This is a genomic window from Jannaschia sp. 2305UL9-9 (assembly GCF_041403465.1).
Classification (GTDB): domain Bacteria; phylum Pseudomonadota; class Alphaproteobacteria; order Rhodobacterales; family Rhodobacteraceae; genus Jannaschia.
In genome coordinates this window covers 1,399,891-1,422,720 of record NZ_JBGEHM010000001.1, presented here as the reverse complement: position 1 = coordinate 1,422,720, position 22,830 = coordinate 1,399,891, and the positions used below count along the sequence as shown (strand labels likewise).

21 protein-coding genes are annotated in these 22,830 nt (G+C 66.8%); 9 read left to right on the top strand and 12 right to left on the bottom strand.

Annotated elements, in window-relative coordinates:
* Nucleotides 1–64 precede the first annotated feature (64 nt).
* Nucleotides 65–823 (top strand): HpcH/HpaI aldolase/citrate lyase family protein, encoded by a 759-nt coding sequence (locus tag V6N07_RS06965; RefSeq protein ID WP_371155072.1) that lies wholly within the window; start codon nucleotides 65–67, stop codon nucleotides 821–823.
* 91 nt (nucleotides 824–914) lie between these two features.
* Here V6N07_RS06965 and V6N07_RS06960 read toward each other — a convergent pair whose 3' ends face one another.
* Nucleotides 915–2,585 (bottom strand): chloride channel protein, encoded by a 1,671-nt coding sequence (locus V6N07_RS06960; RefSeq protein ID WP_371155070.1) that lies wholly within the window; start codon nucleotides 2,583–2,585, stop codon nucleotides 915–917.
* A 102-nt stretch (nucleotides 2,586–2,687) separates the two neighbouring features.
* Between V6N07_RS06960 and V6N07_RS06955 the strand changes: the two genes are divergently transcribed.
* A complete protein-coding gene (locus V6N07_RS06955; RefSeq protein WP_371155068.1) occupies nucleotides 2,688–4,061 on the top strand; it encodes an FAD-binding oxidoreductase in 1,374 nt (457 codons plus the stop codon).
* A 32-nt stretch (nucleotides 4,062–4,093) separates the two neighbouring features.
* On the opposite strand, the gene V6N07_RS06950 is transcribed toward V6N07_RS06955, so the two are convergent.
* From V6N07_RS06950 to cobS, 4 genes are all read right to left on the bottom strand, one after another.
* The gene (locus V6N07_RS06950) at nucleotides 4,094–4,435 is read right to left on the bottom strand and encodes a DUF427 domain-containing protein (RefSeq protein ID WP_371155066.1); all 342 of its coding nucleotides are present in this window, start codon (nucleotides 4,433–4,435) and stop codon (nucleotides 4,094–4,096) included.
* A gap of 66 nt (nucleotides 4,436–4,501) precedes the next feature.
* Nucleotides 4,502–6,280 carry an aminopeptidase P family protein gene (locus tag V6N07_RS06945; RefSeq protein WP_371155064.1) on the bottom strand — a complete coding sequence of 593 codons (1,779 nt, stop codon included), beginning with the start codon at nucleotides 6,278–6,280 and terminating at the stop codon, nucleotides 4,502–4,504.
* A 129-nt stretch (nucleotides 6,281–6,409) separates the two neighbouring features.
* Nucleotides 6,410–8,281, bottom strand: a complete 1,872-nt coding sequence (cobT, locus tag V6N07_RS06940; protein ID WP_371155062.1) for a cobaltochelatase subunit CobT — start codon at nucleotides 8,279–8,281, stop codon at nucleotides 6,410–6,412.
* A 78-nt stretch (nucleotides 8,282–8,359) separates the two neighbouring features.
* Nucleotides 8,360–9,346 carry a cobaltochelatase subunit CobS gene (cobS, locus tag V6N07_RS06935; protein WP_371155060.1) on the bottom strand — a complete coding sequence of 329 codons (987 nt, stop codon included), beginning with the start codon at nucleotides 9,344–9,346 and terminating at the stop codon, nucleotides 8,360–8,362.
* Nucleotides 9,347–9,501: 155 nt separating this feature from the next.
* On the opposite strand from cobS, the gene V6N07_RS06930 reads away from it, so the two are divergent.
* The gene (locus tag V6N07_RS06930) at nucleotides 9,502–10,674 is read left to right on the top strand and encodes a DUF2235 domain-containing protein (RefSeq protein ID WP_371155058.1); all 1,173 of its coding nucleotides are present in this window, start codon (nucleotides 9,502–9,504) and stop codon (nucleotides 10,672–10,674) included.
* 29 nt (nucleotides 10,675–10,703) lie between these two features.
* Here the strand turns inward: V6N07_RS06930 and V6N07_RS06925 are convergent, their stop codons facing one another.
* A complete protein-coding gene (locus V6N07_RS06925) occupies nucleotides 10,704–11,315 on the bottom strand; it encodes a DnaJ domain-containing protein (RefSeq protein WP_371155056.1) in 612 nt (203 codons plus the stop codon).
* Between the two features lie 86 nt (nucleotides 11,316–11,401).
* Here V6N07_RS06925 and V6N07_RS06920 point away from each other — a divergent pair, with 86 nt between their 5' ends.
* Nucleotides 11,402–11,656, top strand: a complete 255-nt coding sequence (locus tag V6N07_RS06920; protein WP_371155054.1) for a BolA family protein — start codon at nucleotides 11,402–11,404, stop codon at nucleotides 11,654–11,656.
* Nucleotides 11,657–11,699: 43 nt separating this feature from the next.
* On the opposite strand, the gene V6N07_RS06915 is transcribed toward V6N07_RS06920, so the two are convergent.
* The 3 genes from V6N07_RS06915 to gatB all read right to left on the bottom strand — a co-directional run bounded on the left by V6N07_RS06915 (nucleotide 11,700) and on the right by gatB (nucleotide 14,331).
* A complete protein-coding gene (locus tag V6N07_RS06915) occupies nucleotides 11,700–12,122 on the bottom strand; it encodes a hypothetical protein (RefSeq protein WP_371155052.1) in 423 nt (140 codons plus the stop codon).
* A gap of 161 nt (nucleotides 12,123–12,283) precedes the next feature.
* Complete coding sequence (locus tag V6N07_RS06910; RefSeq protein WP_371155050.1) at nucleotides 12,284–12,571, bottom strand: DUF4177 domain-containing protein; 288 nt, start codon at nucleotides 12,569–12,571, stop codon at nucleotides 12,284–12,286.
* 233 nt (nucleotides 12,572–12,804) lie between these two features.
* On the bottom strand, nucleotides 12,805–14,331 hold the full coding sequence (gatB, locus tag V6N07_RS06905) for an Asp-tRNA(Asn)/Glu-tRNA(Gln) amidotransferase subunit GatB (RefSeq protein WP_371155048.1): 1,527 nt from the start codon (nucleotides 14,329–14,331) through the stop codon (nucleotides 12,805–12,807).
* A 266-nt stretch (nucleotides 14,332–14,597) separates the two neighbouring features.
* Between gatB and V6N07_RS06900 the strand changes: the two genes are divergently transcribed.
* Complete coding sequence (locus V6N07_RS06900; protein WP_371155046.1) at nucleotides 14,598–15,512, top strand: transglycosylase SLT domain-containing protein; 915 nt, start codon at nucleotides 14,598–14,600, stop codon at nucleotides 15,510–15,512.
* A 33-nt stretch (nucleotides 15,513–15,545) separates the two neighbouring features.
* Here V6N07_RS06900 and V6N07_RS06895 read toward each other — a convergent pair whose 3' ends face one another.
* Both V6N07_RS06895 and V6N07_RS06890 read right to left on the bottom strand, forming a co-directional pair.
* Nucleotides 15,546–16,475 (bottom strand): AEC family transporter, encoded by a 930-nt coding sequence (locus V6N07_RS06895; RefSeq protein WP_371155044.1) that lies wholly within the window; start codon nucleotides 16,473–16,475, stop codon nucleotides 15,546–15,548.
* A 66-nt stretch (nucleotides 16,476–16,541) separates the two neighbouring features.
* The gene (locus V6N07_RS06890; RefSeq protein WP_371155042.1) at nucleotides 16,542–17,342 is read right to left on the bottom strand and encodes an MBL fold metallo-hydrolase; all 801 of its coding nucleotides are present in this window, start codon (nucleotides 17,340–17,342) and stop codon (nucleotides 16,542–16,544) included.
* A gap of 104 nt (nucleotides 17,343–17,446) precedes the next feature.
* Here V6N07_RS06890 and V6N07_RS06885 point away from each other — a divergent pair, with 104 nt between their 5' ends.
* Nucleotides 17,447–18,613 (top strand): benzoate/H(+) symporter BenE family transporter, encoded by a 1,167-nt coding sequence (locus V6N07_RS06885; RefSeq protein ID WP_371155040.1) that lies wholly within the window; start codon nucleotides 17,447–17,449, stop codon nucleotides 18,611–18,613.
* Here the strand turns inward: V6N07_RS06885 and V6N07_RS06880 are convergent.
* Complete coding sequence (locus tag V6N07_RS06880; protein ID WP_371155038.1) at nucleotides 18,610–20,391, bottom strand: SLC13 family permease; 1,782 nt, start codon at nucleotides 20,389–20,391, stop codon at nucleotides 18,610–18,612. The genes V6N07_RS06885 and V6N07_RS06880 overlap by 4 nt on opposite strands.
* A gap of 259 nt (nucleotides 20,392–20,650) precedes the next feature.
* Here V6N07_RS06880 and V6N07_RS06875 point away from each other — a divergent pair, with 259 nt between their 5' ends.
* The 3 genes from V6N07_RS06875 to V6N07_RS06865 all read left to right on the top strand — a co-directional run bounded on the left by V6N07_RS06875 (nucleotide 20,651) and on the right by V6N07_RS06865 (nucleotide 22,790).
* Nucleotides 20,651–21,391, top strand: a complete 741-nt coding sequence (locus V6N07_RS06875) for a YebC/PmpR family DNA-binding transcriptional regulator (protein WP_371155036.1) — start codon at nucleotides 20,651–20,653, stop codon at nucleotides 21,389–21,391.
* A 93-nt stretch (nucleotides 21,392–21,484) separates the two neighbouring features.
* Nucleotides 21,485–22,165: a DUF998 domain-containing protein gene (locus V6N07_RS06870; protein ID WP_371155034.1), complete on the top strand. Its 681-nt coding sequence runs from the start codon at nucleotides 21,485–21,487 to the stop codon at nucleotides 22,163–22,165.
* Nucleotides 22,166–22,196: 31 nt separating this feature from the next.
* A complete protein-coding gene (locus V6N07_RS06865) occupies nucleotides 22,197–22,790 on the top strand; it encodes a LysE/ArgO family amino acid transporter (protein ID WP_371155033.1) in 594 nt (197 codons plus the stop codon).
* The last annotated feature ends 40 nt before the right edge of the window (nucleotides 22,791–22,830 follow it).

Here is a 22,830-nt window from a genome sequence, read left to right as displayed (position 1 = left end):
CGCCCTTGACCGCACCGCGCCGCCGGGGTCTCGTGCGCGGGACAGTCACGGGGAGGGACAGGGGATGGCCGACGCGAGCCTCAAGACACGCATGCTGGGCGGAGAGATCCTTGCCGGGACATTCTTCAAGACCCCGGCGCATGAACTGGTGGAGGTGCTGCACAAGTCCGGCCTCGATTTCCTGTGCCTCGACGCCGAACACGCGCCTTTCGATCACGGGCGGATGGACGTCTGCCTCGCGCTCACCCGCGCGCTGCGCTGGCCCGCCCTCGTGCGGGTGCCGACGGGATCGCCGATGGAGATTCTCAAGGCGCTGGACGGGGGCGCCAATGGCGTCGTCGTTCCGCACGTGGACAGTGTCGAAAAAGCCCGCGCCGTGGCGAAGGCCGCCCATTTCGGACAGGGCGGGCGCGGTTACGCGGGCTCCACCCGTTGGGCCGGCTTCGCCACGCGCCCCATGCCCGACGTGCTGGCGCAGGACGCCGAAACCATCGTGATCGCCCAGATCGAGGAGCCGGAGGGCGTGGAGGCCGCCGAGGAGATCGCCGGCACCCCCGGTATCGACGGCCTGTTCGTCGGCCCCGCCGATCTGGCCGTCTGCTACGGCGTCACCGATCAGACGGTCGGCCCGGTCCGCGACGCGATGGAACATGTGGGCAAGGCCTGTGCCAAACATGGCAAGGCCTTCATGACCTTCGCGCCTGATGCCGCCTCGGGCCCGCGCCTGCGCGCGCTTGGGGTCACGATGTTCTTTGTCGCCTCCGAACAGGCCTTCATGCTGCAAGTCGCGCGTCAGACCGCGAAAGACCTCCACGATATGTAAGCACGCGCCCTTCCTCTGGCCATAAATACCTCGGGGGTCCGGGGGCGGAGCCCCCGGCGGATCGGCCCGCGTCAGTGGGTCGAAGCAAATCTCAGGAATGCTCCTCCGCCGCGGTCGCCGCCAGCGCGCGATTGTAGACGCGCAACGCATCGACATGCAGCAGCACGCCCAGGATCTCGGGCGGAGCGGCCGCATCCGACAGGCGGACGACGGCCAGAAAATCGCTGTTCGACCGTTCGAACAGGGGCATGGCAGCTTCCAGCGTGTCGGACGGGGCCACGAAAAGGGCTTCGTTCACGGCACGGCGGACGCGGTCCTCTGACGGGGCGCGCGGATGATCGGGCGATTTCATCACCGAGGATACCTTGAACATCGCCAGCAGATAGGCCTGCGGTCCGGCCGCAAGATGGATCCCACGGCGTTCCAGTTGCGTCAGAAAGAAGCTGCGGTCGACAAGCCGCGATGACAGGGCCGTCGACATGCTGACCGCAACCAGCACGGCAAGCCCCGTCTGCCAGTCACCGGTCAGTTCGAACACGATCAGCGTTGTGGAAATGGGTGCGCCCAGGACCGCCGCCGCGACCGCGCCCATCCCCGCCAGGGCATAAAGCGTCTCGGACCCGGATACGTCGGGCAGGATGGCGGTCGCCACGATCCCGAAGGCCAGGCCCGTCAGCGCGCCCACCATCAGCGCGGGGGAAAAGACGCCGCCGCCCATGCGCCCGCCCATGGTGATGGACACCGCGGCAACCTTTAGCATCGCGAAGACCACGGCTTCGTGAAACACGAGCGTTCCCGAAAGCGCGCGGGACGTCGTCTCGTAGCCGACACCGATGATATGCGGAAACCATATCGCAAGCGCCCCCAGCATCAGGCCCGCGACCCCCGGCCGCAGGATCGCGGGCAGACGCAGCCGACCCTGCAGCGCCGTGCCCAGATCCTCGGCCCAGAAGATCGAGCGCATGAGGACGAAGGCGACCAGCCCGCAGGTCAGCCCGAGGATCAGGAACGCGGGCAATTCGACATAGAAGGCCAATGCGCCCGCCTGTGGAAGGGCGAATTCGGTGACGTCGCCGAAATGCACCCTGCTGATGACCGACCCGGATACGGCGGCGATCGTGATGGGGGCGAAGGCGTGGACGGCAAAGTGGCGCAGCACCACCTCCAACGCGAACAGCGCCCCGGCAATCGGCGCATTGAAAGATGCCGCCACCCCGGCGGCCACCGCGCAGCCCAGCAGGTCGCGCCCCGTGATGCCGTCGGCGTTGATGCGGTTCGACACCCAGCCCGCGATCATGCCCACCATGTGCACGACCGGCCCCTCGCGCCCCGATGAGCCACCGGACGACAGGGTGATGAACGACGCCGCGACCGAGGCGAGGCCCGCACGCCGTTCGACCCGGCCCTCCTTCATCGCGGCGCCTTGAATGACCTCGGCCACACCGCGCACGCGGGCGTCCGCCGTGAACCGCGTCAGCAGGAACCCGACGACCAGTCCCCCGACCGCGGGCAGGATCAGCACCCACCACCACGGCAGGGTCGCGGCAAAGCTGTGCAGGTGGAACCTGTCATCCGTGCCATAGAGGAACCCCTGCAAGGCGCGGATACCCGTCATGAAGCCGACGGCCGCATAGCCGGAGGCAATGCCGACAACCAGGGCAATGAACCAGAATTGCACCTGCGACGGGCCGCGCGTGCGCACGATTCCCCAGGCATGGCGCAACCGTGCGCTGGGTCGTCTGGCCTGGGCGCTGTCGCTCACGTCGCGTCGTCTCCCCGCTGCTGGTCGCGCCCCGTCCGGACCTGCTTGTCCTATCCGCGCGGTCACGGCAGATACGCCGGTGATCAGGGGAGGGGACTGGCAATGATCCCGAACGACGCGCTACATGACCTGCGGACTTTTCTAGGCGAACGGCTGAGCACGGGGAAGAGCGATCTGTCCCTGCACGGGCGATCCGAAACCTGGCACGCCGAGATGCCGCCCGACGCCGTGGCCTACCCGAAGGACACCGCGGAAGTGGCGCGCATCGTTCAGATCTGTGCGGCACATGGTGTTCCGGTGATCGGATGGGGTGTCGGCTCCTCTCTCGAAGGACATGCCTCGGCACCGCGCGGCGGTGTCACGGTCGATTTCCGGCACATGGACGCGGTGCTGGAGGTACGGCCCGAGGATATGCTGGTCCGGGTGCAACCCGGCCTGACACGCGAGGGCCTGAATACCGCGCTGCGGGCCACGGGCCTGATGTTTCCGGTCGATCCGGGCGCCAACGCCACGCTTGGCGGCATGGCGGCGACACGGGCGTCCGGCACGACGGCGGTGCGATACGGAACGATGCGCGATCAGGTGCGCGGGCTGGAGGTGGTGCTGCCCGACGGCCGCATCATCCGCACCGGATCGCTGGCCGCGAAGTCGAGCGCGGGCTACGATCTGACAGGCCTGTTCGTCGGTTCCGAAGGGACGCTGGGCTTGATCACGGAGCTGACCCTGCGCCTTCATGGTCAGCCGGAGGCGGTGTCGGCCGCGATCTGTGCCTTTCCCGACACCGCCGCCGCCATCGACACTGTGATCCTGGCGACGCAGATGGGCCTGCGCCCCGCGCGGATCGAGTTCGTCGATGCCGCAACGGCCGCCATCCTGAACGCCCACGACGGCGGCGACTTCACCGAGGCGCCGCATCTGCTAATGGAATTCCACGGCTCCGACACGGGCGTGGCCGAAGAGGCGGCGCGCTTCGGCGAGGTCGCGGCGGAGGCGGGGGGCAGCGGCTATGCCTGGGCCACCCGGCCAGAGGACCGCAATCGCCTGTGGTCGATGCGGCACCGCGCCTATCATACCATACTGGCGTCACGCCCCGGATCGACCGCCGTGGTCACGGATGTCTGCGTGCCGATCAGCCGCATGGGAGAGGCCATCGACCACGCCGCCGCCGATATCGCGGACAGCGGCCTGCCGGGGCCGATCCTTGGTCACGTGGGCGATGGCAACTACCACGCCATCCTTCTTGTCGACCGGGCGTCGCCCGAGGAACTGTCCGCGGCCAAGGGCCTGTCCGACCGCATGGTCGCCCATGCCCTCGACCTTGGTGGCACGGCCACGGGGGAGCACGGCGTGGGCCTTGGCAAGCTGCATTTCATGGAGCGGGAGCATGGCGCGGGTTGGGACGTGATGGGCGCCATCAAGCGCGCCATCGACCCGGACGGGATCATGAACCCCGGCAAACTGATCCGTCAGAACTGACCCCGGCGAGGGGCCGTGCCCTTCGCCGGAAATCAGATCTGTTCGACCGTCAACTGCGAGCTGTTGAACGCAAGGTGGCCTTCGATGGCCTTGGCGTCGTCGTTGATGACATGCTCATAGGTCCAGGCGACATCGGGGATCGATGCGGATTGGCCGACGTAGGAGTAGTAGTTCGCCGTGCCCTTGTGCGGACAGCGCGTCGTGCTTTCTGACCGTTCCAGCAACGCCATGGCGACGTCCGCCCGCGGGAAATAGATCACGGGCGCCATGTCGCCTTCGGCGAGGGCCAGGGCATCGCGCGATTCGACCAGAACGCCGTCGTTGCTGCGAACGGTCCAGACGCCTTTGGCAGGCGTGACTTTGATATGGGCCATGGGCACTCCTGCGGGATTGGCTGGTTTCGCGCGGAGCCTAGCCGTCCCGGCGCGCGGTGGAAAGTGTCAGAGCGGTGCGGTCATTCGCATCAGCCAGTCGCGGTCCGCACCATCCAGACGCGGGGCCAGACGTTCGGCCACGCCGGCATGATAGGCATCGATCCACCGCCGCTCATCCGGCGACAGAAGATCGCCGCGGATCAGGCGGCGGTCGATGGGCACCCACGTCAGCGTCTCGAAGGCCAGCATGTCACGATCGTCGCCGCCCTCGGGTCGCTGCGCCTCGACCACGACGATCAGGTTTTCGATCCGGATGCCAAAGCCGCCTTCGCGGTAATAGCCCGGTTCGTTGGACAGGATCATGCCCGGACGCAACGCGACATTGCTGGCCCGGCTCAGCCGTTGGGGCCCTTCGTGCACCCCCAGATAGACACCGACCCCGTGACCGGTGCCATGGTCGTAGTCGCGATGCTCGGCCCACAAAGGCGCGCGTGCAAGGGCATCCAGATGCGCGCCCGTCACGCCGCGCGGGAACATCGTGCGCGACACGGCGATCATCCCCTGCAACACGCGCGTGAAGGCGTGCGAAACCTCCTCTGGCGGGTCCATCAAAGGGATGGTCCGGGTGATGTCGGTCGTCCCGTCGATGTATTGCCCCCCCGAATCCACCAGGATCACCGGATCACCCGCCAGCGGACGGTCCGTATCCTCGTTCACGCGGTAGTGGACGATCGCACCGTTCGGACCCGATCCCGCGATCGTCTCGAAGCTGATATCCTGCAGATGGTTGGTGTCCCGCCGAAAACCCTCCAGCGCACGGGCAACGCCGATCTCGGTCAGATCATCGGGCCGGTCCTCGTCCAGCCAGCGCAGGAACCGCACCATCGCCGCGCCGTCGCGCAGGTGCGCCTCGGTCGTGGCGGCGATCTCGGCATCGGACTTGACGGCTTTCGGAAGGGCGGTGGGGTCCGCACCATGAATGACGGTGGCCTGCGACAAGGCATCGGCCACGGCAATCGGGGCGGTCTTGGGGTCCAGAAGGACGGGGCAGGTCAATGCCTCGATGGCCGGAACGAAATCGTCCCAATGCCGCAGGGTGATGGCCGGGTCGGGCCCGAGGTCCGCGAACTTCTCGGGGTCCGAGAACAGGTCGAGGCGTCCGTCCGCGTGCAGGACTGCGAAGGCAAGGACCAGAGGGCTGCGCGCCAGATCGCTGCCCCTGATGTTGAGCAGCCAGCAGATCGCCTCCGGCTGCGTCAATACCGCAGCCTCCGCTCCGGCGGCGGTGATATCGGCGGCAATCTCGGCGCGCTTCGTCTCGTCTCCCTTGCCGGCCAACGCTTTGGGCCATGCCGTGACGCGACCCTGCGGGCGGGGTGGGCGGTCGTCCCAGATGGCGTCGACACCATTGTCGCACGGAACCATCGTGATCCCCGGCAACCCGGACAGTTTCTGCATCTCGTCCGGCGTGTGAAGCCACGGGTCGAAACCGATGCGCCCGCCGTTCGGAACCGCTTCGGGCAACCAGTTGGCCAGACCCGTCGCTGGCCAATCGACCGTCTCGAACGTATCGCGGTCGGTCTGCACGCGGACCTGCACCTTGTATCGGCCATCGGCGAACACCGCCGCGCGGTCCGCCAGAATGACCGCGAAACCGGCGGACCCGGTAAAACCGCTGATCCATGCAAGGCGCGCGTCACAGGGGGCCACGTATTCCCCCTGGAAGGCATCGGCACGGGGCACGATGAATCCGTCCAGACCGGTCTTTGCCATCCATGCGCGCAGGCGGGCGACACGTGGCACCGCATCCTGCGGGCGTGCAGTCACGTCGAAGGTCTGGAACATCGTCGATCCCTTTCTTTCGGCCAGGCCTCAAGCGCCTTGCAGCCAAAGATGTTGTGATGGCGCGGGCATGTCCCATGCCACCGGGTTCCGGTCGCCCCGTCAGACGCGGATCGGACCGCGTCCCGTGGGTCAACCGGCCTTGCGCATCCCCATCGCGCGGGCCCGCTTGCGGGGGTCGGCGTCGAACAGGGCGGCCAATTGCTCGGTCATGGCACCGGCCAACTGCTCCACGTCCGTGATCGTCACGGCGCGGTCGTAATAACGTGTCACGTCGTGGCCGATGCCGATGGCCAGCAATTCGACCGCACGGCGTTTTTCGACCATGGCGATGACGTCGCGCAGATGTTTCTCGAGGTAATTGGCCGGGTTCACGGACAGGGTGCTGTCGTCGACCGGCGCACCATCCGAAATGACCATCAGGATCTTGCGTGCCTCTGTCCGGGCCAGCATCCGGCGGTGCGCCCATTCCAGCGCCTCGCCGTCGATGTTTTCCTTGAGCAGGCCTTCCTTCATCATCAACCCCAGATTGGGCCGCACCCGGCGCCATGGCGCATCGGCGGATTTGTAGATGATGTGGCGCAGATCGTTCAGGCGCCCCGGGGCCTGCGGTCGACCATCCTTGAGCCAGGTTTCGCGCGACATCCCGCCCTTCCACGCACGCGTGGTAAATCCGAGGATCTCGACCTTGACGCCGCACCGCTCCAGCGTGCGGGCCAAGACATCGGCACAGATCGCGGCGATGGAGATCGGCCGCCCCCGCATGGAGCCGGAGTTGTCGAGCAGCAGCGTCACGCAGGTGTCGCGGAATTCGGTGTCATGCTCCATCTTGAACGACAGCGGCGTCGTGGGGTTGGCGACGACGCGCGCAAGGCGACCGGCGTCCAGCATGCCTTCCTCGAGGTCGAATTCCCACGACCGGTTCTGCTGCGCCTGCAGGCGGCGCTGCAACTTGTTGGCAAGCCGCGAGACGGCACCCTTCAGCGGTTCCAGCTGCTGATCGAGATAGGCGCGCAGGCGTTCCAACTCCTGCGGTTCGGCCAACTCCTCGGCGCCGACGACTTCATCATGGTCGGTGACGTAGACGGTATAATTGGGATCGGCGTCCGAGATCGGCTGCGGGGGCGGCGGCTCCATCGTGTCGTCGGCCTCGGGCATCTCTGCCTCTTCGCCGGCTTCCTGATCGGCCATGTCGTCCATCGACACCTGCGCCTGAGAGGGATCGTCCTGCTGTTCCTGGCTCTGCTCCGGCGAGGCTTCGGCGTCTTCCTCGTCCTCATCGTCGGAGCCGGTGGATTCGGGTTCCTCCTCCTCTTCCTCGGTCTGGCCCTCGTCGTCCTGATCGTCGTCCATGTCCGGGTCATCGCCCAGTTGGTCGCCGTATCCGAGGTCGTCGATCAATTGCCGCGCAAGGCGTGCGAAAGCTGCCTGATCGGCCAGCACGTCGTTGACGTTGTCCAACCGGTCGCCGGTCGCGCCTTCGATGAAATCCCGCCACAGGTTCAGGACGTTGTCGGCCCCTTTCGGCAGGGGCCGCCCGGTCGCCATTTCGCGGATGTAGTACCCGGCGGCGGCGGCCAGCGGGGCCTGCGCCTTGTCGGTAATCTCGCCGTAGCCCTTGCGCGCGGTCTCGGTCGCGATCTTGGCGTCGATGTTGCCTGCCGTGCCCGGCATGTCGCGCGCGCCCACCGCTTCGCAGCGCGCGGTTTCCATCGCCTCGTACAACTCCCGCGCCATGTTGCCCTGCGGCAGATAGCGGGCGTTGGTGGCGGCGTCGTGGTGACGGTGGCGCAGGGCGAAGGCGTCGGCCGTCCCACGGGCCAGCAGCACCTCGTCGCGGGTCATACGGCGGCTGACCTGTGGCAGGCGGACGGCGTCGTTCGTCTTGCCCGGTGGATCGACGGAATAGGTGACCGCCAGTTCGGGATCGTCGGCCATCGTCTTGGTGGCTTCGGCCAGCGCCTTCTTGAACGGATCGGCGGGGTTGTCGGTGGGTTTGTTCATGTCCCGCCCTTTCCGGCGCTGTTCTCGTGACGTCTCCATCAGGTGCACCGGCGCGGAAGGCCGATGCACGTTCGCAGCTTAGCCGAGCGACATGCTCGCCGCACTCTCCGGCAGTTCCTCGTCGAAGCAGCGCTGGTAGAACTCGGCGACCGTCTGCCGCTCCAGCTCGTCGCACTTGTTGAGGAACGACAGGCGGAAAGCGTAGCCGACGTCGCGGAAGATCTCGGCGTTCTGGGCCCAGGCGATGACCGTCCGCGGCGACATGACGGTCGACAGGTCGCCGTTCATGAAGGCCGTGCGGGTCAGGTCGGCCACGGTCACCATGCGCGAGATCGTCTTGCGCCCCTCGGCGGTGTTGTAATGCGGCTGCTTGGAGATGACGATCGCCGTCTCCGCATCGTGGGACAGGTAGTTCAACGTCGCCACGAGGGACCAGCGGTCCATCTGCGCCTGGTTGATCTGCTGCGTGCCGTGATACAGGCCCGTGGTGTCGCCCAGGCCCACCGTGTTGGCGGTGGCGAACAGGCGGAACGACGGGTGCGGCGTGATGATCTTGTTCTGATCCATCAGCGTCAGCTTGCCATCATGCTCCAGCACGCGCTGGATCACGAACATCACGTCGGCGCGGCCCGCGTCGTATTCGTCGAACACGATGGCAACGGGGTTCCGCAGGGCCCAGGGCAGGATGCCTTCGTGGAACTCCGTGACCTGAACGCCGTCGCGCAGCTTGATCGCGTCCTTGCCGATCAGGTCGATGCGGCTGATGTGACTGTCGAGGTTGACGCGCACGGCGGGCCAGTTGAGTCGCGCGGCGACCTGTTCGATATGCGTCGACTTGCCGGTGCCGTGATAGCCCTGAACCATCACGCGGCGGTTCCAGCCAAATCCCGCAAGGATGGCCAGCGTGGTGTCGGGGTCGAATTTGTAGGTCGGGTCGATCTCGGGCACGCGCTCGGACGGTTCCGAAAAGCCCTTGATCGTCATGTTGCTGTCGATGCCGAACACGTCGCGTACGGACAGGTCGGTGTCTGGTTTTGCCTGTGGTTCCATGGTGCCGTCCGCCATCGGTGTTCTCCTTCGTGTCCGCCTGTCCGTTTGGTACATATCCCGGGGCGTCGCAAGGGGAAGGGGGGCATCCGCGCGCAGGCGCCATGCCCCGCGACGGCGGGTAAGGAAAGCCGGACTGCGATGTCCCGCGAAACCCTGATAGGGTCGGCCCCATGAAACGGATCGTGATCCTTTGCGACGGGACGTGGAACAGGGTCGACGCGCCCCATCCCACCAATGTCGTCCGTCTGGGGCAGGCGTTGTCGCCGGTGGGCGCCGACGGGCGGGTGCAGGTGCCGCTCTATATCGAAGGGGTGGGCACCGGGCGGCGCGGTGTGACGCGGACCACCCGCGCGCTGGACCGCGCGCTGGGCGGGGCGATGGGGCTGGGCCTGATGGACAACGTGGTCGAGGCCTATCGGCACCTCGTGTTCCTCTATGAACCGGGTGACGAGGTTCAGGTCTTCGGCTTTTCGCGCGGGGCCTTCACGGCGCGCTCGCTGGTCGGGTTCATCCGTTTCACCGGCCTGCTGGCGCGCGCCGATCTGCATCACCTGCCCGAAGCGGTCGCCCGGTATTCGGAGCGGCGGCTGGAATCGTCCGAACGGCGGCAGGCCCGCAATGCCGAATGGCGGGCGCTGCATTCGCCCTGGATCATGACCGACCCGCAGGATGCGCCGATCTACGCCGAATTCGGCGCGACGCAGGCGGTGCCCTTCGAAGTCTCCTACCTCGGTGTCTGGGATACGGTGGGCGCATTGGGCGTGCCCGGTATCGTGTCAGCGGCCCCGTTTCTGAACCGCAAGCATGCCTTTCACGACACGGACCTGACCGGCATGGTGCTGTCCGCCCGCCATGCGGTCGCGATCGATGAACGCCGCCGCGCCTTTCGGCCAACCCTGTGGACAAACCTCGACCGTCTGAATGCCGCCGCGCCGGGCCGGTATCGTCAGGCGTATTTCGCCGGCGATCACGGGTCCGTTGGTGGCGGCGGCGACATCACGGGGCTCAGCGCGCTTGCCCTTCTGTGGATGATGGAGGGGGCAGAGGAGGCAGGCGTGACCTTCGATCCGCTCGTGTCCGCGGCTATTCTGGCCGAGGGGGATCCGATGGCGCCGCTGGCCAACAACACCGTGCCGAAGGGTGGGCTGTTCACGGCGCTGATGCGGCGGTTCGGCGCCCCGCGCGATGCGCTGTCTGATTTGTCCGAGGTCAGCGGCCCTGCGCGTCTGCGTTGGGGGTACGAGGGCAAGGGCGACGCCTTCCGCCCCTATCGCCCCGAACCGTTGGCCCCCCTGCATACGGCCTTGCGTGACTGGCATGACCGCGGCGGCACCGATGACTGATCCTGTCGCGTCCCGGTGCCGCCACGCGGTCACTTGAAGTTGCGGCTGTCCTTCAACTGATCCCATGCCCAGACCACCTCCGAGAGCTGCTCCTCCTGAGAGCGGTCGCCGCCGTTGATGTCCGGGTGCAGGACCTTGATCAGCGACTTGTAGGCCTTGCGGATCATCGCCTTGTCCCAATCATCCTTGCCTTCGAGGATCTCGAGGGCCTTGCGCTCCGTCGGCGGAAGCTTGCGCCCGACAACGCCGCGTCCCGGGTTGCGGGTGGCGTTTCCGCCCAGCACGGAATGCGGGTCCTCGATGCCCAGACGGGCCCATGCCCGTTCCTCCACCGTCTTGCGAAACGGCTTCGTCTTGTGGTCCTTGGCGTCCTGCGCGGCGATTTCCGCCTCGGTCGCGCCGTCGAAGAAGGACCACTTGGCGTTGTATTCGCGCACGTGCTCCTTGCAGAACCAGTAGTAGTCATCGGTCGTATCGCGGCTTTTCGGCGCGCGGTACTGGCCCGCCTCGGTGCAGCCTTCGTGGTCGCATTCCCGCGTCGATGTTTCCACCGCGCCCGACATGCCCCGCCGCCCACGCGGGTTGCGCTTTTTCGCGCTGGAGACCCGCATGTCGAAATTGAATGGATCGCTCTTCGTCATGGCTTTAGCCCCCTTCCGGTCAGAGGTTTGGCAGTCTAGTGATTGTGGCGTCAGAGGGAAGAGGCAGGGACAGGTTTTTGATGACAATGGAAGCGACAATTCGCGCACGCCTCGATGCGGCCCTCAAGCCGAGCCATCTGGAGGTGCACAACGAAAGCGCGCAGCACGCGGGCCATTCGGGCGACGACGGCAGTGGGGAAAGTCATTGGCACGTCGTCATCTGGGCAAAGGCCTTTGACGGCAAGTCACGCATCGAACGTCATCGTATGGTTCACGCGGCCTTGGGCGACGCCATGGACCGCATTCACGCGCTATCGATGGACCTGTCCAACAGCGCCTGACGCGACGGCGGCGTATGGCCGGTTGCGGGGGCGACGCCCCGGGTCATTCCGCGGCGACGGGACGGGCGCGGGCAGACAGAAGGTTGATCACCTCGGCCTCCTGCACTTCCTGCTCCTCGAAGCCTTCCCACTCGGACAGCGGGGCCGTCAGGAGGAGAGCAGGCCGCGCGGCTTCGATCACGGGTTGTGGCGCCGGTGGCGTCATCTGCACAGGCTGGGTCGAGCGGCGAAAGACCAGAAGGGCGTGATAGCGCACTTCGGACCCGGTCAGGCCGACGCGTTCCTCGGCCGGAAGGGTATCGGCGCGCACGTATTCCCACCCCATCTCGCCCATGCGGTTGAACAGCCGCGACATGGCAAGCGCAAAGCGGGCCTCGCCGGACCGGACGCCCTTGGCCTTTTCACCACGCCGGGGTGCCGGGACGACCCGATATTCGAACGTCTGGTATGGTGCGTCATCTGACATGTTAAGCGCAGGTTAACCTCTGGGTCAGGCAGAGTCGCCGGGTATGGTGCGAACAGGGTGTTTCTTTAATGGGAACGACGGTTTGGGGGTCCGACGGCCCGTCGGCCGATCGGGGATCGCGACGGCAAACGCCCGGTCCGTGCGCGCCAGTCCGCCCATGATCAGGCGGGCCTGCGCGGGGCGGGCAGGGGCAGGTCGGTTTCAAGAACCGTCAGGACGCGACGAAAGACAAGCAGTGTCATGGTCGGCGGGGCCGTTCCGGACAGGTCACCGGACATGTCATTCGGCAAGGTATCGGCGCGGACATAATCCCATCCGTCCAGGGCCATGTCGTTGAGCAACTCCGTCAGCGTATTCGCCATGCGGGCGGCATCCGTGCGCAACCCCTCGACCCGTTCGCCCTTGCGCGGCGCGGGGACGACCTGAAATTCGTAGATTGGTTCCATCATCCGGGGGTCGTGTCGCATCCCCCCGCGCTAGGGGGGCATTGCGGCGACGCAAAGGCGGACGGACGACCCGCGCAGGGCAATCCGCCTGTCGTTGCGTCAATGTCGCCGTATCCGGAACAACCGGACAATTTGATGAAAACCGCATTTTTGCTGCGCCGGGGGCACCCTCCGCGGCATTTATTCCTGATCACGCGGGGCCGCGCCATGCGGCCCCTATGCCTTGGCGGTCCGGGTCAAAGCCCCAGTTTCGTCGCCACGATCTGGTTCACGGCCTTGGGGTTCGCCTTGCCGCCCATCGCCTTCATCGTCTGGCCCACGAACCAGCCCGCAAGCTTGGGGTTGGCCTGTGCCTTTTCGACCTGCGCGGGGTTCGCGGCGATGATCTCGTCCACCGCGACCTCGATGGCACCGGTGTCGGTGACCTGCTTCATGCCGCGGTCTTCGACGATCTGCGCGGGGTCTCCGCCCTCGGTATAGACGATCTCGAACAGATCCTTGGCGATCTTGCCCGAGATGGCGTCGGACCGGATCAGCTGAATGATGCCGCCCAGTTGCGCGGGGCTGATGGGCGAGGTGGCGATGTCCTTCTCGTCGATCTTGAGCCGCCCGAAGAGGTCGTTGATGACCCAGTTCGCGGCCAGCTTGCCACCCTTGTCATCGGCGCCGGACGCGGCCGCGACCGCCTCGAAGAAGGCCGCGTCGCCGGTATCGGCGGTCAGCACGCTGGCGTCGTAGTCGGACAGGCCGAAATCGGCGATGAAGCGCGCCTTCTTGGCGTCGGGCAGTTCGGGCAGGCTGGCGGCGATGTCGTCGACCCAGGCCTGTTCGATCTCCAACGGCAACAGGTCGGGGTCGGGGAAATAGCGGTAGTCATGCGCCTCTTCCTTCGACCGCATCGACCGCGTCTCGTTCTTGTCGGGATCGTAGAGGCGGGTCTCCTGCGTCACCTCGCCGCCGGCCTCGATGATTGCGATCTGGCGCTTGGCCTCCACGTCGATGGCAGCCTGGATGAAGCGCATGGAGTTCATGTTCTTGATCTCGCAGCGGGTGCCGAGATGGCCGAAATCCTGCGTTTCCTGGTATTTCTCATACTGGCCGGGGCGGCAGACGGAGACGTTGACGTCTGCGCGCAGGTTGCCGTTCTGCATGTTGCCGTCGCAGGTGCCCAGATAGCGCAGGATCTGACGCAGCTTGACGACATAGGCCGCCGCCTCCTCGGGGCCGCGGATGTCGGGGCGCGACACGATCTCCATCAGGGCGACGCCGGTGCGGTTGAGGTCGACGAAAGACATGGTCGGATCCATGTCGTGGATCGACTTGCCCGCGTCCTGTTCGAGGTGGATGCGCTCGATGCGCACGACGCGCGCGGTGCCGTCGCCCAGTTCGACCAGCACCTCGCCCTCGCCCACGATGGGGTGATACAGCTGGCTGATCTGATAGCCCTGCGGCAGGTCGGGGTAGAAGTAGTTCTTGCGGTCGAAGGCGGATTTCAGGTGGATTTCCGCGTTCAGGCCAAGGCCCGTGCGCACCGCCTGTTCGACGCAGAATTCGTTGATGACGGGCAGCATGCCGGGCATGCCCGCGTCGACGAAGGCCACGTTGGAGTTCGGCTCCGCACCGAATTTCGTCGAGGCACCGGAAAACAGCTTGGCGTTCGAGGACACCTGCGCGTGCACCTCCATCCCGATGACGAGTTCCCAGTCGTGCTTTTCGCCCGCGATGACGCGGGGTTTCGGGGTGGGTGCGGTCACGTCGAGCATGGTGTGGTCTCCGGGAGGGGCGTGGGGCAGCCTGTTGGTGGCATCTCCGGCAGCGGTTTAAGACGCTCTCTGGCGGGGGGCAAGCGGTGGTGCGGACGCCGGAGTCTGCGGGCTTTGCCGAATCTCCTCCTTGGTGTTAAGGAAGCGCCGGCCGTGAGCCGGGCACGTTACCCGGCCTGATTCCTGCGGCCTGCCGATGTGGTCAGTCAGGGGAGGCGACCCCACATGAGGCGGGCGTCGTCGGGTGACACGACTTTGGGGGGTGCATGACTGCATCAAATCGATCTGCGGGATTGGTCCGCGCGGCGGCCGTCGCGCTGGCGACATTGACGGGCGGGGTGCCCGCGTTTGCCGACCAACGCCCGGTGTCCCGTGCCGACGTGCTGACCACCACCGGCAGTTCCATGTCCCTGAGCCCGAGGGTCGCATCCCGCGTTGCCGCGTCGCCGGCCATCAGCCCGCTGGCCCCCATTGCGTCGGACCGTCCGAAACTGCGCCCCCGCACCCTGGTCGAGGAAATGCCGGACCTGCGCTGGGACCATATCCGGGGATCGTCCCGCTGGACACGCGCCGCGATGCGCGCGCTCGACAGTCACGGGCAGCGGCTGGTCGACACCGTGCCACGCGACATCGAACAATGGTGTCCCGCCTATGCCGACGGCGGCGAGTGGGAGCGCAAGGCCTTCTGGGCGGGTCTTCTGTCGACCCTGTCCAAGCACGAAAGCACCTATCGGCCCACGGCGGTCGGTGGCGGGGGGCTGTGGTACGGCCTCGTGCAGATCCTGCCCGCGACGGCGCGCGGCTACGGCTGTCAGGCGCGGACGGGGGATGCCTTGAAGGATGGCGCGCTGAACATGTCCTGTGCCGTGCGCATCCTGAACGTGACCGTGCCGCGCGACGGTGTGGTGTCGCGCGGGTATCGCGGGGTTGCCGCCGACTGGGGGCCGTTCCATTCGTCGCGCAAGCGCGAGGACATGCGCCGCTGGCTGGTGCGGCAGCCGTTCTGCAACGGGCTGCATACCTCGATGCGCCCCGTTGCGCGGCCGGACTGGCTGGGCACGCCGCCGAGCGAGGCCGAGATCGTCCCCCTGTTCGTCAGCTGGGAACTGGACAAGCAATTCGCCACCCGCACGCCGACATGGCCATTCGAGGTGGCCGCGAACGACAACGGCGCCGATTGACACGGGGTCGGCCTGCGCCGACCTGACCTGCGCCTAGCCCAACAGCAACAGCCACCCGGACACGGTGAACACGGACACGGCCGTCCCGATCAGGACGGATGACGCGCTGATGCGCACTGCGCGTCCGTGCATCGCGGCAAACAGGTAGGAATTGACGCCGGGCGCCATCGCCGCGGTCAGGACGGCCGCGCGAAACGGCCCTTCGTCCAACCCGAGGATGCGCCCCATGCCCCATGTCCAGGCCGGGTGCAGCAACAGGGCGATTCCACAGCACAGGAAAATGCCGCGCGCGTCGCCTTCGGGCTTGTATTGCACGAGAACCCCGCCCAGTCCGAACAGGGCGGCCGGCAGGGCCGCGCGGGCGATCAGGGTCACGGCCTCCTCGATTGGAGAGGGGACGGTCACACCCGTCAGGTTCACCACCAATCCGGCGGCGACGCCCATCATCAGGGGATTGTGCGACATCGAATAGGCCACGGTGCGCAGGCCGCCGGCAAAGCCGCTGCCCCCGGCGCGCACGGCCTCCATCGTCGCGATCCCGGTGAAGTAGCAGAACGCCGCGTGCACGGCGATGATCGCATAGTTCGGTGTCAGGCTTTCGAGGCCGAAGGCCCGTTCGGCAATCGGCAGGCCCAGAAGGACGGTATTGGCGAACATCGCGGCAAAGCCGACCGCCACGGCGTCCTCGGCCCCGCGCTTCAGCCAGAACAGCGTGCCGAGGATCCCGGCCGCGAAACACGCCAATGACCCCGAGTAATAGGACACCAGCAGGCGCCAGTCGAACCCGGCCGCAAGGTCCAGCGTCGAGACGGCGAGGAACAGCAGGCAGGGGATGGCGAAGCGTTGGGTGAACACCATCAGGCCGTCGACCTGGCCTTGGGTGAACAACCCGCGCCAGACGGACAGGTATCCCGCACCGATGATCAGGAAGACGGGGATGGTTACGGCCAGCACATTCAACATGCCGTGGCTCCTTTGTCGCGGCTTTCGTGGTCCGGGCGACCGCAGGCGGGGCTCCGGTCCGAGGGATCAGGCATCCGGCAGCTCGATCACCATGCCATCCCATGCGGGTGTGACATGATCCGGGGTTTCGGCCTCGACCGTCGCCCAGTCCAGATCCACGTGCAGGTTCGTCAGGACCCCACGCGCAGGCGCCATCCGGTCGATCCACGCCAAAGCTTCGGACAGGGACAGGTGCGAGGGGTGTGGACTGCGGCGCAGCGCGTCCAGTACCCAGACCTGCAACCCGGACAACAGCCATTCCGCGCCCTCGGGGATGGTGTTGACGTCCGGCATGTAGACAAGATCCCCGATGCGGAACCCGAGCGCGTCGATATCCCCGTGACCGACAAGGATCGGGGACAGGGTGACCGGGCCGCCCGCGCCGTCGATCGTGGTCGATCCATCAAGGCGGTGTCGCGTCAGGATCGGCGGATAGGAGGAGCCGGGCGGCGTATGGAACGCATAACCGAAGCGCTGTTCCAACGCCGCGTAGGTGACGTCGTCGGCCCAGACGTTCAGCATGCGGCGCTGGTTGAAGACGATCATGCGCAGATCGTCGATACCGTGCGTGTGGTCGGCATGCGCATGGGTCCAGACGACCCCGTCCAGCGCACCGATATCGGCATCCAGAAGCTGTGCGCGCATGTCGGGCGATGTGTCGATCAGGACGCGCGTGATGCCCGCCTCGGTGATCCGTTCGACCAGCATCGAACAGCGGCGGCGGCGATTGCGCGGGTCATTCGGATCGCAATCACCCCAGTGTCCGCCCAACCGGGGCACCCCGCCGGAGGATCCGCAACCGAGAATTGTAAAGCGCAGCATGGCCATGCCCGGTTCATGCGCCGCGCGCGCGGCGGGGGCAAGGCATCTGGTGGACTTATCGGGCGCCCGGTGAAAGATCGGGCAGACCGTTCTCTGCCGGATGATGCCTGATGCTGCGTGATTTGACCCTGCCTGCCATCACCATGGGCCTGCTGGCCGCATTCGTCGGTTATGCCGCCTCGTTCGCAATCGTCCTGGCGGGCCTTGGCGCGATGGGGGCAAGCCCGGGGCAGGCGGCAACCGGGTTGTTTTTCGCCACGCTCGGCATGGGGATGGGCAGTATGCTCCTGCCCGCGATGACGCGGATCCCGGCAGCGGTGGCATGGTCGACCCCGGGTGCGGCCATGCTGGCGGCCAGTGCAGCGCCGGACGGAGGTTTTGCGGTGGCTGTCGGGGCGATGCTGATCTGTGCCGCAATGATCGTGATCACGGGCTTCGTTCCCGCCCTCGGGCGGCTTGTCGCCGCGATCCCCAAACCTGTCGCCAATGCCCTGCTGGCGGGGGTGTTGCTCAAGCTGTGTTTCGCGCCTGCGGTGGCGCTGGGGTCGGTGCCGCTGTTGGTGCTGCCGGTCCTGATGGCGTGGCTGGCGGGGCTCTGCTGGCATCGTCTGGCGGCGATGCCCTGCGCGGTTGCGGCGTTTGCCGCCGTCATGGCCTTCGGCGTCGATCTGGGGGGCGGCGCGATGACCTGGCAGTTGCCGGCCCTCGTGTCGGTCATGCCGGTTTTCGATCCGGCGGCGATGGTGTCGCTGGCCCTGCCGCTGTTCCTCGTGACGATGGCGGGACAGAACGTTCCCGGTTTCGCGGTGCTGGACCTGAACGGCTATACCGTCCCGCGCGCGGCGCTTCTGCGCGGAACCGGTGGGCTGAGCCTGCTGATCGCACCCTTCGGGGCGGTGCCGGTCAACATGTCCGCGATCACGGCGGCCATAATGGCCGGCGAGGATGCGGGCCGTGACCCGTCCCGCCGATATTGGGCGGCAATCGTTTCGGGGCTGGCCTACGTGGCCCTTGCCCTCGCGGCCGGATCGGTTGCGGCCATCGCGGCGCGCGCGCCCGCCGACCTGATCACCGCCGTTGCGGGGCTTGCCCTGATCCCGGCGCTGGTTGGATCGCTGTCGGGGGCCTTTGCCGACCGTGCGCAACCCGAGGCGCCCGCCCTGACCTTTCTGATCGCGGCCAGCGGCATGGGCCTCTGGGGCGTCAGCGGTGCCTTCTGGGCCGTGGTCGCGGGCGTCACCGTCTGGGTCGCGCGGGCGGCGGTTCGGCGCGGCTAGAGCGGCCAGAAGAACAGGATCGACGGCACCGACACGGCGATCACCAGCAGTTCCAGCGGCAGGCCCATGCGCCAGTAGTCGCCGAACTTGTAGCCGCCGGGGCCGAGGATCAGGGTGTTGTTCTTGTGCCCGATGGGCGTCAGGAACGCGCAGGAGGCGGCGACGGCGACGGCCATCAGGAACGGATCGGGGCTGACGTCCAGCGTGCGGGCCATCTGGATGCCCACCGGTGCCGCCACGATGGCCGTCGCGGTGTTGTTGAGGACATCCGACAGCGTCATCGTCACCACCATCAGAACCAGCAGCGCGACCCAAGCCGGCTGGCCCGCCGTCAGGGTGGTCAGCCATCCCGCGATCAGCTGCGTGCCGCCCGAGGTTTCCAGCGCGGCCCCCAGCGGGATCATCGAGCCGAGCAGGACGACCACCGGCCATTCGATATGGTCATACAGTTCCTGCAAGGGCACGATGCGCGACAGGACGTAGGCCACGACCACCACGCCAAGTGCTACGGTCAGATCGATCAGGCCGAAGCTTGCGAACAGGACCGCGCCCGCGAAGATGCCCACGGCGGGCCAGATCTTTCGGTTCTCGGTCACGGCCAGCCCGCGATCGGCCAGCGGCAGGGCGCCCAGCCAGGCGACCACGTCCTCCGTCGTCTCGGACGGGGCGAGCAGCAGAAGGATATCGCCCGGTCGCACTTGCGTACGGCGCAGCTTGTCGCTGATCCGCTTGCCCTTGCGCGAAATCCCCATCAGGACGGTCCTCTGACGCCAGGCAAGCCCGATGGATTGCGCCGACTTTCCGTTGATGCGGCTGGTCTCGGTCACCACCACCTCGATCAGGGACAGGCCCTGACCCTCTGCCTCAAGCAGGGTCATGCGCCTGTCGTCGGCGGGGGTCAGATCCTCGCCCGCGCGGAATTCGTCCAATGCGTCCGGCTCGGCCTCCAGCACGATGGCATCGCCCGGTTTCAGAACGACATCGCGGGACGATCCGAACATGCGTCGCCCGTCGCGGACAAGGCCGATGATCTGCACGCCCGCCTCGTCCGCCACGTCGGTCAGGGTGCGCAGGGGGTGGCCCGCGTGCTTGTTGCCATCGGGCACCGTCAGTTCGGCAACGTAGCGCGCGGTATCCTTGCCGGTCACGCCACCCTGCGCGCCGTCCGCCACGCCGGGGATCAGGCGCCAGCCGATCAGGGCCACGAACACCAGACCCGCCAGCGCGGTCACCAAGCCCACGGGCGCAAAGTCGAACATGCCGAAGCTTTCGCCAAGTTGGTCGCGACGGATGCCCGCGATGATGATGTTGGGCGGCGTTCCGATCAGGGTGATCATCCCGCCAAGGATGGTGCAGAACGACAGGGGCATCAGTGTCGCGGCCGGCGGGCGGCCCGATTTGCGCGCTGTCGCCATGTCGACGGGCATCAGCAGGGCAAGGGCCGCGACGTTGTTCATGAAGGCCGACAGGACGGCGCCGACCCCGCCCATGATCGCGATATGCGCGCCTGCCTTGCGGGAGCTGTCGATCAGGGTCCGGGTGATCAGCAGCACGGCACCCGACCGCACGAGGCCCGCGGACACCACCAGCACCAGCGCCACCACCAGCGTGGCGGGGTGGCCGAAGCCGCTGAACGCATCCTCCTTTGGCACGACGCCAAGGATGACGCCCAGCAACAGCGCCGAAAACGCGACGATGTCATATCGGAACCGCCCCCAGAGCAGCATGGCAAAGACGCCTCCGAACAGGGCGAAGAGGATGATCTGATCGGTGGTCATGTCTGATGTGTCCCGCTGGGGCCGTGTCGCGCCCGTCTAGCGGGATCGCGTGCCAACGCGCAACGAAAGGCTTGGGTTGCCTGACCCGTGCGTTTTCGGCGGGCGGGCGGCATTGGCGCGCGTGGCCGACGACGGACCGCGCGGGGGGGCGGCCCCGGTCGAATGGCGCTGACCTGCCCCGATCCGTGCGGGATTGCGGATGGCCCGCCGGGGCGGGTATAGACCGCGCCAACGTCAGACATCATACCGGAGCGGACCCATGGCAGGACACTCGAAGTGGGCGAACATTCAGCACCGCAAGGGGCGGCAGGACAAGCTGCGCGCCAAGCTGTTCTCGAAGATGGCCAAGGAAATCACCGTGGCCGCCAAGATGGGCGACCCCGATCCCGACAAGAACCCGCGCCTGCGTCTGGCCGTGAAGGAGGCCAAGTCGGCCTCCGTCCCCAAGGACGTGATCCAGCGCGCCATCGCCAAGGCATCGGGCGGCGAAGGCGAGAACTACGACGAGATCCGTTATGAGGGCTACGGCCCCGGTGGCGTCGCCGTCATCGTCGAGGCGATGACCGACAACCGCAACCGCACGGCGTCCTCGGTCCGGTCCACCTTCTCGAAGAACGGTGGCAATCTGGGCGAGACGGGGTCCGTCGGCTTCATGTTCGATCGCAAGGGTCAGGTGGTCTATCCCGCCTCTGCCGGGTCTGCAGACGACCTGATGATGGCGGCCATCGAGGCGGGCGCCGAGGATGTCGAAAGCGACGAGGAAAGCCACGTCGTCTGGTGTGCCGATACCGACCTGAGCGCCGTGTCGACCGCGCTGGAGGAGCAACTGGGCGAGAGCGACAGCACCAAGCTGGTCTGGCGCCCGACCACCACGACCGAGCTGGACCTGGAAGGGATGCAGTCGCTGATGAAGCTGCTGGATGCGCTTGAAGATGACGACGACGTTCAGACAGTGACCGCCAACTTCGAGGCCAGCGACGAGGTCATGTCGCAGCTGTAATCGGCTGCCACGTGACGGCGGTTCGGGACCGCCCTGCACGACACCGACGGACGATGGCGGGGAACCAATCCCGTCATCGTCCGTTTTTCCTTCATGCAACAGCCCGATCTTCCCGCCACGCCCGATGCCCCTCTGGCGGAACACCCCCACCTGCTTTGGGGGCTGGCGATGATCGGCTTTGCGGGCCCCGTCATCTTTTCCCTGTCGATCCTGATTGCCGATTTCGTCGTGCCGCATCACGATTGGATCGCGGACACGATCAGCGACCTTGGCGCGGGCAAGTACGAATTCATCGTGGATATCGGTATCTACGCCTACTCCGCGTCGCTGATCGCCCTGGCGGTCGGCGCGGCCCATGCGCATCTGGGGGGACGCGGCTGGACCACGGGCATCTATGGCCTGATCCTGACCGGGCTGATCGTGTTTCTGGTGGGCGCGCGCAACGAATACGGGGATTCCGATCAGGATGGCGTGGTGATCCACGTCTACCTCGTCTGGGCCCTTGGTGCCGCGTTTGCGATCATCCCATGGGCCATGTCGGCGGGGGCGGGGGCCATCGCGCCGATCCTTGGCAGGATATGCAAGGGCGTCACCATCCTCTGGGTTCCGTTGGCACCGGTGTTCTTCTTCATGCCCGACGGCATCGACGGCATATACGAGCGGTTTCTCGGCCTGCTGACCTTCGCCTTCGTCGTTGCGATCGCCTACGCCCTGCGCGGCCGATCAAGGGCGCTTGCCGCTCGACTGCGGGCAGAAAGCGCCGATCCATCTTGACGCCTCGCAGGGGGGCGGGCATCGCCGGACCATGATTTCCGTCCTCTCCGGCTTCACCCTCGGCCTTTCCCTGATCCTCGCCATCGGGGCGCAGAATGCCTTCGTGCTGCGACAGGGTCTGCGGGGACAGTTCGTCCTACCCGTGGTGCTGACCTGCGCATTGTCCGATGCCGTGCTGATCGTTGCCGGTGTCGCCGGGTTCGGGGCCCTTGTTGAACAGGCGCCCTGGATCGTATCCCTCTTCCGCTGGGGCGGGGCGGCGTTCCTTCTGGTCTATGGCGCGCGGGCCTTCCTGTCGGCGTGGCGCGGTGGTGGGGCCTTGCAAGCGGGGCAGGAGGCCGGGGGCATGCGGCGCGCTGTCCTGACCTGCCTTGCGCTGACGTGGCTCAACCCGCACGTCTACCTCGATACGCTGGTCCTGCTCGGGTCCATTTCGACCCAGGCAGCGTCACCCGTGATGTTCGGCACCGGGGCGGTCATCGCCTCCTTCACGTTCTTCTTCTCGCTCGGATATGGCGCGGCGCTGCTGCGTCCCGTCTTTGCAAGGCCGCAGGCGTGGCGCGTGCTGGATGTCGGCATCGGCGTGGTGATGTGGACCATCGCGATCAGCCTGATCCTCGGCTGATCTGCAATGACCGCGACAGGCCCCTTGCGGCGGCGGCCTT